Annotated in this window: 10 protein-coding genes and 1 pseudogene; 8 read left to right on the top strand and 3 right to left on the bottom strand. The window is 71.0% G+C overall.

The window, feature by feature from the left end; all coding sequences use genetic code 11:
* Positions 1–12 precede the first annotated feature (12 nt).
* The 3 genes and pseudogenes from ACTMTU_RS09975 to ACTMTU_RS09965 form a co-directional block, all read right to left on the bottom strand.
* Positions 13–399 (bottom strand): annotated as a pseudogene (locus tag ACTMTU_RS09975) (ion channel protein); the annotation flags it as partial.
* A 55-nt stretch (positions 400–454) separates the two neighbouring features.
* On the bottom strand, positions 455–907 hold the full coding sequence (locus tag ACTMTU_RS09970) for a DUF7144 family membrane protein (RefSeq protein ID WP_441263104.1): 453 nt from the start codon (positions 905–907) through the stop codon (positions 455–457).
* Between the two features lie 210 nt (positions 908–1,117).
* Positions 1,118–2,215 carry a LacI family DNA-binding transcriptional regulator gene (locus ACTMTU_RS09965; RefSeq protein ID WP_441263103.1) on the bottom strand — a complete coding sequence of 366 codons (1,098 nt, stop codon included), beginning with the start codon at positions 2,213–2,215 and terminating at the stop codon, positions 1,118–1,120.
* Between the two features lie 139 nt (positions 2,216–2,354).
* Between ACTMTU_RS09965 and ACTMTU_RS09960 the strand changes: the two genes are divergently transcribed.
* From ACTMTU_RS09960 to ACTMTU_RS09925, 8 genes are all read left to right on the top strand, one after another.
* Positions 2,355–3,506 (top strand): Gfo/Idh/MocA family protein, encoded by a 1,152-nt coding sequence (locus ACTMTU_RS09960; RefSeq protein WP_441263102.1) that lies wholly within the window; start codon positions 2,355–2,357, stop codon positions 3,504–3,506.
* Positions 3,503–4,669 (top strand): dihydrodipicolinate synthase family protein, encoded by a 1,167-nt coding sequence (locus tag ACTMTU_RS09955; protein ID WP_441263101.1) that lies wholly within the window; start codon positions 3,503–3,505, stop codon positions 4,667–4,669. Before ACTMTU_RS09960 ends, ACTMTU_RS09955 begins: the two co-directional genes overlap by 4 nt.
* Positions 4,666–5,496, top strand: a complete 831-nt coding sequence (locus tag ACTMTU_RS09950; RefSeq protein ID WP_441263100.1) for a sugar phosphate isomerase/epimerase family protein — start codon at positions 4,666–4,668, stop codon at positions 5,494–5,496. The genes ACTMTU_RS09955 and ACTMTU_RS09950 overlap by 4 nt, the downstream gene beginning before the upstream one ends.
* 571 nt (positions 5,497–6,067) lie before the next feature.
* Positions 6,068–6,766 carry a hypothetical protein gene (locus tag ACTMTU_RS09945; protein ID WP_441263099.1) on the top strand — a complete coding sequence of 233 codons (699 nt, stop codon included), beginning with the start codon at positions 6,068–6,070 and terminating at the stop codon, positions 6,764–6,766.
* 109 nt (positions 6,767–6,875) lie between these two features.
* The gene (locus tag ACTMTU_RS09940) at positions 6,876–7,394 is read left to right on the top strand and encodes a SigE family RNA polymerase sigma factor (protein WP_441263098.1); all 519 of its coding nucleotides are present in this window, start codon (positions 6,876–6,878) and stop codon (positions 7,392–7,394) included.
* Entirely contained in the window at positions 7,391–8,074 is a 684-nt protein-coding gene (locus tag ACTMTU_RS09935) for a hypothetical protein (RefSeq protein WP_441263097.1), read from the top strand. The genes ACTMTU_RS09940 and ACTMTU_RS09935 overlap by 4 nt, the downstream gene beginning before the upstream one ends.
* A gap of 304 nt (positions 8,075–8,378) precedes the next feature.
* Positions 8,379–10,595, top strand: a complete 2,217-nt coding sequence (recD2, locus tag ACTMTU_RS09930) for an SF1B family DNA helicase RecD2 (protein ID WP_441263096.1) — start codon at positions 8,379–8,381, stop codon at positions 10,593–10,595.
* Positions 10,596–10,842: 247 nt separating this feature from the next.
* Entirely contained in the window at positions 10,843–12,132 is a 1,290-nt protein-coding gene (locus ACTMTU_RS09925; RefSeq protein ID WP_441263095.1) for a citrate synthase, read from the top strand.
* Positions 12,133–12,386 lie beyond the last annotated feature (254 nt).

Below are 12,386 nucleotides of genomic sequence, written 5' to 3'. Positions count from 1 at the left end.
GTCAGCGTTGACTCAGTCAACGCTATGCCCGCCCGGCCTGCCCTGCAAGGCCCCGGCCGGCTCCGCCGTGCCCCGGATCCGCATTTCGGGGCGGCCGGTGACGATCAGCCACGCGGGAAGGATCGCCACACACAGCAGGGGCAGCAGGCGCGGGTCGGCGACGAGGACGGCGGCCATGAACAGGCTCAGCCGGCCCTGCCGGGTCACGGCGACCAGCACACCCAACACGGCGGCTCCCGTCGCCAGTGCCATCGGCACCGCGTCGACGAGGGCGTGGGCGAGCATCCCGAGAGCCACGCCCACGAACACCGCGGGAAAGATCCGTCCGCCCTGGAAGCCGCACGAGGCGGCGACGACGAGCACGGCCGGCTTCATCAGGGCGAGCAGCGCCAGGAGGCCCTGGGCCGGGCTGCGTTCCTGCACCTTCCCGGTGTCACCGAGGGGCGCGGTGTTTTCAGTGCGCGGTCGTGCGGTCGTGATCCGACCCGCGTCCGTGATGGGAGGTCAGGGACCAGATGACGAACACGGCGATCGCGATGGACACCACCGCCCAGATCGGCTGGTACGGCAGCCACATGAACTGAAGGACGACGACCAGCGCGGCCAGCCCCACACCGAGGCCCCGCGCCCAGGCGGCTCCCTGGAGGATGCCCCAGCCGGTGACCGCCACCAGGATGCCGAGGATCAGATGGATCCAGCCCCAAGTGGTGAGATTGAACTTGAAGACGTAGTCGCCGACGCGCGTGTACACGTCGTCCTCGGCGATCGCGGCGATCCCGGACAGGATGCCGAAGACGCCTTCCACCAGCATCAGGACACCGGCGAACACCGTGCCGCCGGTGGCCCAGGCGGACCCGCCGCCTGTACCGGGGGAGGCGGTTCGGGTGCTTCGAGCGCTACTGGTCATGCTCGTTCTCCGTCCTCAGGGGCAGGAACCTCAGCGTCTGGCGGCGCCTGCCGGGCGGCGAGCGGTGTGGGCCGTTCGGGTGGTGCGGGGCGGGACCGTCGGTACGACGGCCCCGGGCCGGGGCGGCCGGGCGCGGGACGTCCCGGCTGCCGGTGACCGAGAGCCGTGGGGACGGAGCCGCCGGGTCACGCCGGTGCCGTCCCCGTGCCGTCACGCCGGTGCCGTCTCTCCGTGCTGTCCCGCCCGTGGAGGCGCCGTCGAGTCCCGGGCCATCAGCTCCGCCGCGATCGAGGCGATGCCTCCGGGCGGCGGCGCCTCGTTGCCCATCGCCAGCCGGCCGGCGCGGGCCCCGGCCTCGAAGAGCGGGAGCCGGACGGTCGTGAGCGCCGGCACCGCGTCCACGGAGAAGGGCAGGTCGTCGAAGCCCGCGACCGAGATGTCGTGGGGGATCCGCAGCCCCTGGTCCCGCAGCGCCGCGCACGCGCCCAGCGCGACGGTGTCGTTCGCGGCGACGATCGCCGTCAGTTCCGGGTCCCTGCGCAGCAGTTCGAGGGTGGCGTCGTAGCCGGACCTGCGGTCGTACGGGCCGTGCACCGTGAGCCGTTCCTGCTCCGCCGTGTCCCCGCCCAGCCCGGCGGCGGCCATCGCCGCGCGGTGGCCCTCGAGCCGGTGGCGGGTCGTGGTGCGCTCCACGGGCCCGGCGACGTACCCGATGCGGCGGTGGCCGAGCGTGAGCAGGTGCTCGGTGAGCCGCCGCCCGCCGCCGCGGTTGTCGAAGGCCAGCGAGGCGAGGACGGCGTCGCTGCCGGGCAGCGGCGGGCGGCCGCACAGCACGACCGTGGTCCCGGCGTCCGCGAGCCTGCTGAGTTTCGCGGTCATGGCGGCGATGTGGTCGGGGTCCTCCAGGGCGCCGCCGGTGAGGATCACGGCCGCCGCGCGCTGGCGCTGGAGCAGGGTGAGATAGGTCAGTTCACGTTCGGGGGAGCCGCCGGTGTTGCAGACGACGGCGAGCTTCTCGCCGCCCGCCCGGCCCGTACCCTCCTGCCCGCCGATCTCCGTCTGCGCCGCTCCGGCCATGATCCCGAAGAAGGGGTCGGCGATGTCGTTGACGAGGATGCCGACGAGGTCGGACGTGGCGGCGGCGAGTGAGCTCGCCGGGCCGTTGAGGACGTAGTCGAGCTCGTCCACCGCTCGCAGCACGCGCTCCCGCGTCGACGCGGCGACCGGGTAGTTGCCGTTCAGTACGCGGGAGACGGTCGCCGGGGACACCCGGGCGCGGGCCGCCACATCCGCCAGGGTGACTGTCATCGCTTTCCTCCGCGGGAGATGGAGCGGCCCCCTTGTCCAGGCCGCTGTCGGCAGGCTAGCTTCATATCGCGTAGAAAGCGCTTGCTACGCTCATATCGAGGGAACTCGGAAGAACCGAGATGAAAGATGGAGGCACTTCGTGACACGCAGGACAGTGCGGATCGCCATGAACGGCGTCACAGGGCGGATGGGCTACCGCCAGCACCTGGTGCGCTCCATCCTGGCCATCCGCGAACAGGGCGGTCTCGACCTCGGCGACGGCGAGGTGCTCTGGCCGGAACCGGTGCTCGTCGGCCGGCGCGAGCACGCACTGCGCGAGATCGCGGAACGGCACTCGATCACCGAGGTCTCGACCGACCTCGACGCCGTCCTCGCGGACGAGAGCATCGACATCTACTTCGACGCGCAGGTCACCTCCGCCCGCGTCGGTGCGCTGAAGAAGGCGATCGCGGCAGGTAAGCACCTGTACACCGAGAAGCCGACCGCCACCGACCTGGCCGGCGCGCTGGAACTCGCGCGCCTCGCCCAGGACAGGGGAATCAAGCACGGCGTCGTCCAGGACAAGATCTTCCTGCCGGGCCTGCTGAAGCTGAAGCGCCTCATCGACGGCGGGTTCTTCGGGCAGATCCTGTCCGTGCGGGGCGAGTTCGGATACTGGGTCTTCGAGGGCGACTGGCAGGAGGCACAGCGCCCCAGCTGGAACTACCGCAGCGAGGACGGCGGCGGCATCACCGTCGACATGTTCCCGCACTGGGAGTACGTGCTGCACGAGCTGTTCGGCCGCGTCACCTCCGTCAGCGCACAGGTCGCGACCCACGTCCCGCAGCGCTGGGACGAGCAGGGCAAGCCCTACGCGGCGACCGCCGACGACGCCGCGTACGGCACCTTCCAGCTAGAGGGCGGCGCGATCGCCCAGATCAACTCCTCCTGGGCGGTACGGGTCAACCGCGACGAGCTCGTCGAGTTCCAGGTCGACGGCACCCACGGCTCCGCGGTCGCCGGTCTGCGCAACTGCCGGGCCCAGCACCGCTCCGCCACCCCGAAGCCGGTGTGGAACCCGGACCTGCCGGTCACCGAGTCGTTCCGCGACCAGTGGCAGGAGATCCCGGACAACACCGACTTCGACAACGGCTTCAAGGCCCAGTGGGAGCTCTTCCTGCGCCACGTCGCCCTCGACGAGCCCTACCACTGGGACCTGATGGCCGGCGCGCGGGGCGTGCAGCTCGCCGAACTGGGCCTGCGTTCGTCGGCGGAGGGCCGGCGGCTCGAGGTGCCGGAGCTGTCGCTGTGACCATCCGACTCCCGCGGGCCGACGGCTCCTTGACCGCGTACGAGCCGCGCACCGAACCTCTGAGCTTCACGACCTCGGCTCCGCTCACCTCCCGTACGGTCTTCTCCGCCGCCCATGTCGTGGCCGACCCGTACGCCGACATCACTCCCGACTCTCCCGCCGCCGTCGACTGGGACGCCACGCTCGCCTTCCGCCGCCACCTGTGGTCGCACGGGCTCGGCGTGGCGGAGGCCATGGACACCGCGCAGCGCGGGATGGGTCTCGACTGGGCGGGCGCGGCCGAGCTGATCCGGCGCTCGGCGGCCGAGGCGAAGGCGGTCGGCGGCAGGATCGCCTGCGGCGTCGGAACCGACCAGCTGACCGGGCCGGCGTCGCTCGCGTCGGTACGGTCGGCCTACGAGGAGCAGCTCGCCCTCGTCGAGTCCACGGGTGCGCAGGCGATCCTGATGGCCTCCCGGGCGCTGGCCGCGGCCGCGACGTCCGCCGAGGACTACCTGGACGTCTACGGCCACCTGCTTCGCCAGGCGTCGGAACCGGTGATCCTCCACTGGCTCGGCCCGATGTTCGACCCGGCGCTGGACGGCTACTGGGGCTCGCCCGACCTGGACGCGGCCACGGAGACCTTCCTCGAGATCATCGCGGCCCACCCCGACAAGGTCGACGGAATCAAGATCTCGCTGCTGGACGCGCGGCGGGAGGTGGAACTGCGCCGGCGCCTGCCGCAGGGGGTGCGCTGCTACACCGGTGACGACTTCAACTACCCCGAACTGATCGCGGGGGAGGGTCCGGCGGCGGGAGGACGTTTCAGCCACGCCCTGCTCGGCATCTTCGACCCGCTGGGGCCGCTGGCGGCGGAGGCCGTACGCGTCCTGGACACGGGCGACACGGAGGGCTTCCGCAAGCTGCTCGACCCGACCGTGGAACTCTCCCGGCACCTGTTCCAGGCCCCGACGCGCTTCTACAAGACGGGCGTCGTGTTCCTCGCCTGGCTGGCCGGCCACCAGTCCCACTTCACGATGATCGGCGGCCTCCAGTCGGCGCGCTCGCTGCCGCATCTGGCCCGCGCGTACGAACTCGCCGACAGGCTCGGCCTGTTCCCGGACCCGACGCTGGCCGAGACCCGGATGAAGTCCCTGCTGAACGTCTACGGAGTCCCGCAGTGAATCCTCTCTCGCGCTTCAGCATCAACCAGATGACGGTCAAGCAGCTGTCCCTGCCCGAGCTGGCGGAGGCGTGCGTCCGGCTCGGCGTCCCGGCCGTGGGCCTGTGGCGCGAACCGGTCGCCGAGTACGGGCTGGACGCCACGGCAAAGCTCGTACGGGACGCGGGCCTCGCGGTCACGTCCCTGTGCCGGGGCGGCTTCCTCACAGCTCTCGACCCGGCCGAACGCGCCCGCGCGCTGGACGACAACCGCGCCGCGATCGACGAGGCGGCGACGCTGGGCACGGACACCCTGGTCATGGTCTCGGGCGGCCTCCCGGCGGGCAGCCGCGACCTGGTCGCGGCCCGGGAACGCATCGCGGACGCGCTCGCCTCGCTCGCGCCCTACGCGGCCGAACGCGGTGTCCGTCTCGCCATCGAGCCCCTGCATCCGATGTTCGCGTCCGACCGCTGCGTGGTCTCGACGCTGGACCAGGCCCTGGACCTGGCGGAACGCTTCCCGGCCGACCAGGTGGGCGTGGTCGTGGACACGTACCACATCTGGTGGGACGACCGGGCTCCCGCGGCGGTCGCCCGCGCGGGAGCCGCGGGCCGCATCCACTCCTTCCAACTGGCCGACTGGACGACCCCGCTGCCCGCCGGCGTCCTCAACGGCCGCGGCCAGCTCGGCGACGGCGCGATCGACATGCGCGAGTGGCGCGAGCGGGTGGAGTCGGCCGGCTGGACGGGCTTCATCGAGGTGGAACTGTTCAACGACGGGTTGTGGGCCCGGGACGGGATGGAGGTTCTGGAGGAGGCGGCGGGGAGGTTCGCGTCGGAGGCGTTCTGAACGCCGGCCGCGGGGGCGTTGCGCCGGCACGTCGTCGGCCGACCGGCTAACGGCGGTTGAAGAGGCTGTCGAGCGTTGCTGCGGCAGAGTCGACCTCGTCTTTCATGAAGCCGGTCCTGAACCGCAGTTCCGGCTCGCCCAGGGAGGCGACTGCCACGTCGATCAACGGTCTCCACAGTCGTGCCGTCGCCTTGGGGAGTTCCCGTGTCGGCCGCTTCTGGCGGCCGCCACGAACGTCGACCAGCCGCCTGCCGCGAACACCACGGCGCGGATGAGCGGGGCGCCCGCGCGAGAGTGGTGAAGCTGCTGCCCTGACCGGTCCGGAGGGCAAGCCCGGTTGCGTCATCGGCGACAGCGCCGGCCACCTGAAGCCGGTGGCCCAGGGGACGCTGTGAGGGGGAGGCGGTCCGGCGTGGGCGTGGCGATGTGTTCCGTGGCACCGGGCGCGCCTGTGGCGCTCCGGGGGCCCGTCCGGAAAGAAAATTCTTCGACGCTGACATAGACGCGCGCGTCGTCCTCCGTCTGAGACGTGAAGGCAACACCGACCAGGCACACGACCAGCGGAGGACCGATGAAGACGAAGAGGCTCGTCATGGCAGGGGTCATGGCGATGGCTCTCGCGGGCGGCGCAGGGACGGCGCTCGCCCTGGGCGACGGCGCGGCGCAGACCACCACGGCCGCGGCCGACGGCACCGGCAGCGTGACGCCCGCCGCGACCGCGACCGAGACCGCGACCGCGGCCAACGGCACCGGCAGCGTGACGCCCGCCGCGACCGTTACCGCGGCCGAGACGGCGACCGAGACCGCGGCCGTGACCACGGCCGGGACAGGCCCGCGGGTCGTGCAGCCGTACCAGCCCGTGGAGATAGGCCAGGGCGCGAAGATGGGGCTGCTCCCGCAGGGCCGGCAGAACTATGTCGTGGCCCGGGAGGACTTCGAGGGATCCGTCGAGCGGGCCAAGGCGTACGTCGGGGACAGTATCCGCCCGAACAGTCTCAGCGGCGGGCTGCAGACCGACGGGGACGACGCCCTGTTCACGGGCGCCTTCCGCACCGACACGGTGCCTTCGCGCATCACCGTCCGCGTCGGCACCGGCCCCGAGCAGGCCGCGGGCATGCTGATGCTGCCGGGTGAGCCGGGCTGGGGCACGTACCACCTGGACGCGGCGGGCGCGGGGCGACCCGAGGAGACCGTCAAGGTGACCGCGTACGGGGCGGACGGTGAGGTGCTCGCCACTCTGTCGTTCGAGCCCTTCCTGGCCGGCCGCTGACGACAGTCCCGCCCGCAGGGCGGCCATGTAACGCTGTTGCGCCGGCGACGAGGGAGCGGCACAACAGCGTGGCGTGCGCCGCGCGCGGACGGCGAACAAGAGGACTCGCTTGAAGACGAGCGCGGAGGCGGAGTTCCGGGCGTTCGTGGTCAGCCGCTGGCCACGCATGCTCCGTACCGCCCATCTGTTGACCGGACATCACCACGACGCGGAGGACCTGGTGCAGGCGGCCCTGGCCAAGGCGTATGTGAAGTGGGAACGCGTACAGGGGGCCGACGACCCCGACTCCTACGTGTGGCGCATCATGATCAACGCCAATGTGGACCGGCTGCGGCGCACCCGGCTGCGCGAGTGGCTCACCACCCGCTTCCCGGAGACCGCCGCCCCGGACCGGACCGACGCCGTGACACAGCGGGGGGCCGTGATGGAGGCGCTCGGCCAACTGCCGCCGAAGCAGCGGGCGGTGGTCGTACTGCGCTATCTGGAGGATCGCAGCGAGAGCGAGGTGGCCCGGCTGCTCGGCACCGGGATCGGTACGGTGCGCAGTCATACGGCACGCGCGCTGAAGAAGTTGCGCGAGCATCCGGGCATCGTCCCGGCGCACATGACGGGGGAGCGGCTGCCGTGAACGAGGACGACATGCGACTCGTCGACGCGCTGCGCCGCGAGGCGGACGCCGTGCGCGTGGGCCCGCCGCCGGTGGAGGAGGTGCTGCGCCGGGGAAGGGCGGCGCGGCGGCGCCGTACCGCAGCCGTCGCGGGCGCGGTCACCGTGATCGCCGGCGTGCTCGCGCTCGTGCCCCTGAGCGGCCGGTCACCGCACCCTGCCCCGCCCCCGCCGGCGACGGCACCGCCGGTCACCTCCACTCCCGCGAGCATCCGGACGGTACAGCCGTACGAACCGGTGGCCCTCGGCCACGGCATCGGCATGGCACTGCTGCCGGACGGCCGGCAGAACTACGTCGTCGGCCCGGGCGACCTCACCGCCGCGATCGACGACGCCCGCTCCTACACCGGGGAGAGCATTCGCGACGACAGCCTCAGCTCCGGGAGGGACATCGACCCCGGACACGTCCTGTACCGGGGCGCGTTCCGCACCGACACGGTCCCTTCCCGGATCGAGGTCCGCCTCGACTCGGGCGAGCGGTTCGCGGCGTCCGTGCTCCGTCTGCAGGGCGACCCGGGCTGGGGAACGTACTACGCCTTCGCCGACCCTGCCCGGGGCACGGAGGGCTGGACGGTCACCGCGTACGCGGCGGACGGCGGCGTCCTGGTGGAGCAGCACTTCGCGCACACGGATGCTCCCTGAAGGCCACCGCACCCGGCACCGCGGGAGGAGCCGTCGTGGCCGGAACCCATCCCGGGAACATGGCGGAAATTACTCCGCGCGATCATGCAACCATCTTTGCGTCACCGGAGTCGTATGTGTCGTCAAGGCTTCGGGGGCGGCGCATCCGGGGGGACGGCGCCGGGCCTTGGCGGGGGGAGCGTATGGGGCCCGGTCATCGACCGGGCCCCCTCTTCGTGGCGGGCGAGCCGTCGGTCTGCTCGGCCGGAAGCGGGGTTGTCCACAGGCCGCCCGCGCTGTCGGAGCGCGGCGATAACGTCGGGGCATGTCCAATCCGGTCGCGTTCCAACCCGCTGTGCTCGAAGGCGTGCTCGAGCGGATCACTTACGCCAACGAGGAGAACGGCTACACGGTCGCCCGCGTCGACACAGGCCGTGGCGGCGACCTGCTCACCGTCGTCGGTTCGCTGCTCGGCGCGCAGGTCGGTGAGTCGCTGCGGATGGAGGGCCGTTGGGGCTCCCACCCGCAGTACGGCAAGCAGTTCACCGTGGAGAACTACACCACCGTCCTGCCGGCCACCATCCAGGGCATACGGCGTTATCTGGGCTCCGGTCTGATCAAGGGGATCGGGCCGAGGATCGCCGAGCGGATCGTCGACCACTTCGGCACGGACACCCTCGATGTCATCGAGCAGGAGCCGAAGCGGCTCATCGAGGTGCCGGGCCTCGGGCCGAAGCGGACGAAGATGATCGGTGTGGCCTGGGAGGAGCAGAAGGCCATCAAGGAGGTCATGGTCTTCCTCCAAGGGGTGGGCGTCTCGACGTCGATCGCCGTGCGGATCTACAAGAAGTACGAGGACGCCTCCATCTCGGTCGTGCGGAACCAGCCGTACCGCCTGGCCGCCGATGTGTGGGGCATCGGGTTCCTGACCGCCGACAAGATCGCGCAAGCGGTCGGCATACCCCACGACAGCCCCGAGCGGGTCAAGGCAGGCCTGCAGTACGCCCTGTCCCGGTCGACGGACCAGGGGCACTGCTTCCTGCCGGAGGAGCAGCTGATCGGCGACGCGGTGAAGCTGCTCCAGGTCGACACCGGTCTGGTCATCGAGTGCCTCGCGGAGCTCGCGGCGGACGAGGAGGGCGTCGTACGGGAGCAGGTGCCGGGACCGGAGGGGGGAGAGCCCGTGACGGCCGTATACCTGGTGCCTTTCCACCGCGCCGAGCTGTCCCTCGCGGGGCAGGTGCGGCGGCTGCTGACCGCGGAGGACGACCGGATGCCCGCCTTCCGGGACGTCGCCTGGGACAAGGCGCTGGCGTGGCTCGCGGACCGCACAGGCGCCAAGCTGGCGCCCGAACAGGAGGCGGCCGTCAGGCTGGCCCTGACCGCCAAGGTCGCCGTGCTGACGGGCGGCCCCGGCTGCGGCAAGTCGTTCACGGTCCGCTCCATCGTCGAACTGGCCCGCGCCAAGAAGGCCAAAGTGGTGCTCGCCGCTCCCACCGGCCGCGCGGCGAAGCGGCTCGCCGAGCTCACCGGCGCCGAGGCGTCGACCGTGCACCGGCTGCTCGAGCTCAAGCCCGGCGGGGACGCGGCGTACGACAGGGACCGGCCGCTGGACGCGGACCTGGTCGTCGTCGACGAGGCGTCGATGCTCGACCTGCTGCTGGCCAACAAGCTGGTCAAGGCCGTGGCCCCGGGCGCGCACCTGCTGCTGGTGGGGGACGTGGACCAGCTGCCGAGCGTCGGCGCGGGGGAGGTGCTGCGTGACCTGCTGGCGGACGGCGGTCCGGTGCCGAGTGTGCGTCTGACGCGGATCTTCCGGCAGGCGCAGCAGTCCGGTGTCATCACCAACGCCCACCGGATCAACACCGGTCTGCCGCCCATCACTTCGGGCCTCCCGGACTTCTTCCTGTTCGTGGAGGAGGAGACCGAGGACGCGGGCAGAGTGACCGTCGACGTGGCGGCCCGCCGGATCCCGGCGAAGTTCGGGCTCGATCCGCGCCGCGATGTGCAGGTCCTCGCCCCGATGCACCGCGGCCCGGCCGGCGCGGGCACGCTCAACGGGCTGCTTCAGCAGGCGATCACCCCGGCGCGGCCGGACCTCCCGGAGAAGCGGTTCGGCGGCCGGGTCTTCCGTGTCGGCGACAAGGTCACCCAGATCCGTAACAATTATGAGAAAGGGCGCAACGGCGTCTTCAACGGCACGGTCGGTGTCGTCACGGCGCTGCACATGGACGACCAGCGGCTGACCGTGCTGACGGACGAGGACGAGGAGGTCCCGTACGACTTCGACGAGCTGGACGAGCTGGCGCACGCGTACGCGGTGACCATCCACCGCTCGCAGGGCAGTGAGTATCCGGCGGTGGTGATCCCGGTCACCACGGGGGCGTGGATGATGCTCCAGCGGAATCTGCTGTACACGGCCGTCACCCGCGCGAAGAGGCTCGTGGTCCTGGTCGGGTCCCGTAAGGCGATAGGCCAGGCGGTCAGGACCGTTTCCGCAGGCAGGCGCTGCACGGGCCTCGCGCACCGCCTCGCCGTGTGAGCCGGCCGCCGGGCCGGGCACCGAGGGCGGCGCGGTTCGAGCGGCGACGGGCGTGGGAAACACCACCCCACCCCCACCCCGGCTTCCGGAAGCGGGGCGAAGGGGGCAAGATGAGCAGGTTGGCGGCACTGAGTGCCGCCGATAGGCCCAATGGTCGACCCCGAGTGCACTCTCCTGAGCCAAATGGGGGATGGTAGAGACAGTCAGGGCACCTCGAAGAAGAGGCACTACGTCGGTGAGGGATGACGTGAGCGACAACTCTGTAGTACTGCGGTACGCGGACGGTGAATACACCTACCCGGTGGTCGACAGCACCGTCGGTGACAAGGGCTTCGACATCGGGAAGCTCCGAGCCCAGACAGGTCTGGTCACCCTGGACAGCGGATACGGCAACACCGCCGCCTATAAATCCGCGATCACCTACCTCGACGGCGAGCAGGGCATTCTGCGCTACCGCGGTTACCCGATCGAGCAGCTGGCCGAGCGCTCCACCTTCCTCGAGGTGGCGTCCCTGCTGATCAACGGTGACCTTCCGACCGTCGACGAGCTCGCCACCTTCAAGGGCGAGATCACGCAGCACACGCTGCTGCACGAGGACGTCAAGCGCTTCTTCCAGGGCTTCCCGCGCGACGCCCACCCGATGGCCATGCTGTCGTCCGTGGTCAGTGCGCTGTCGACCTTCTACCAGGACAGCCACAACCCGTTCGACGAGACGCAGCGCCACCTCTCGACGATCCGGCTGCTCGCCAAGCTGCCGACGATCGCGGCGTACGCCTACAAGAAGTCGATCGGCCACCCCTTTGTCTACCCGCGCAACGACCTCGGTTACGTGGAGAACTTCCTGCGCATGACCTTCTCGGTCCCGGCGCAGGAGTACGAGCTCGACCCGGTCGTCGTCTCGGCGCTCGACAAGCTGCTGATCCTGCACGCGGACCACGAGCAGAACTGCTCCACGTCCACCGTGCGTCTGGTCGGCTCCTCGCAGGCGAACATGTTCGCCTCGATCTCCGCCGGCATCAGCGCCCTGTGGGGCCCGCTGCACGGTGGCGCCAACCAGTCGGTGCTGGAGATGCTCGAGGGCATCCAGGCCAACGGCGGCGATGTCGACTCCTTCATCCGCAAGGTGAAGAACAAGGAGGACGGCGTCCGCCTGATGGGCTTCGGCCACCGGGTCTACAAGAGCTTCGACCCGCGCGCGAAGATCATCAAGGCCGCGGCGCACGATGTCCTCTCGGCGCTCGGCAAGTCCGACGAGCTGCTCGACATCGCGCTGAAGCTCGAGGAGCACGCGCTCTCCGACGACTACTTCGTCTCGCGCAACCTCTACCCGAACGTGGACTTCTACACGGGTCTGATCTACCGCGCCATGGGCTTCCCGACCGAGATGTTCACCGTGCTGTTCGCGCTCGGCCGGCTTCCCGGCTGGATCGCCCAGTGGCACGAGATGATCAAGGAGCCCGGTTCCCGCATCGGCCGTCCGCGCCAGATCTACACCGGCGAGGTCCTGCGCGACTTCGTCCCGGTCGAGGCTCGCTGATCACTTTTCTGTCCGGGCGGGGGGCCATGGCCCCACCGCCCCGAACAGCGGAAAGCGCCCCGCCGCCGATCCCCCCACGGGTCGGCGGGCGGGGCGCTTCCCATATCCCCGACAGCGGATTCCCCCCACGGGATCCGGCCGGGCGTCTGCCGCGCGCAATGCTCCGCACGCGGTATGCCGGGGTACGTACGGGAGGGCCGCTCAAAGCTCCCCGGTGCACGTGCCCCGGCCAACGCTTGCCTCTGGGACGTCCC

Origin of the sequence: Streptomyces sp. OZ13, assembly GCF_052068155.1 — a bacterium.
In the GTDB taxonomy this organism is placed as follows: domain Bacteria; phylum Actinomycetota; class Actinomycetes; order Streptomycetales; family Streptomycetaceae; genus Streptomyces.
Note: the sequence above shows the minus strand (reverse complement) of the source record. Positions and strands in the feature narration are given on the sequence as shown.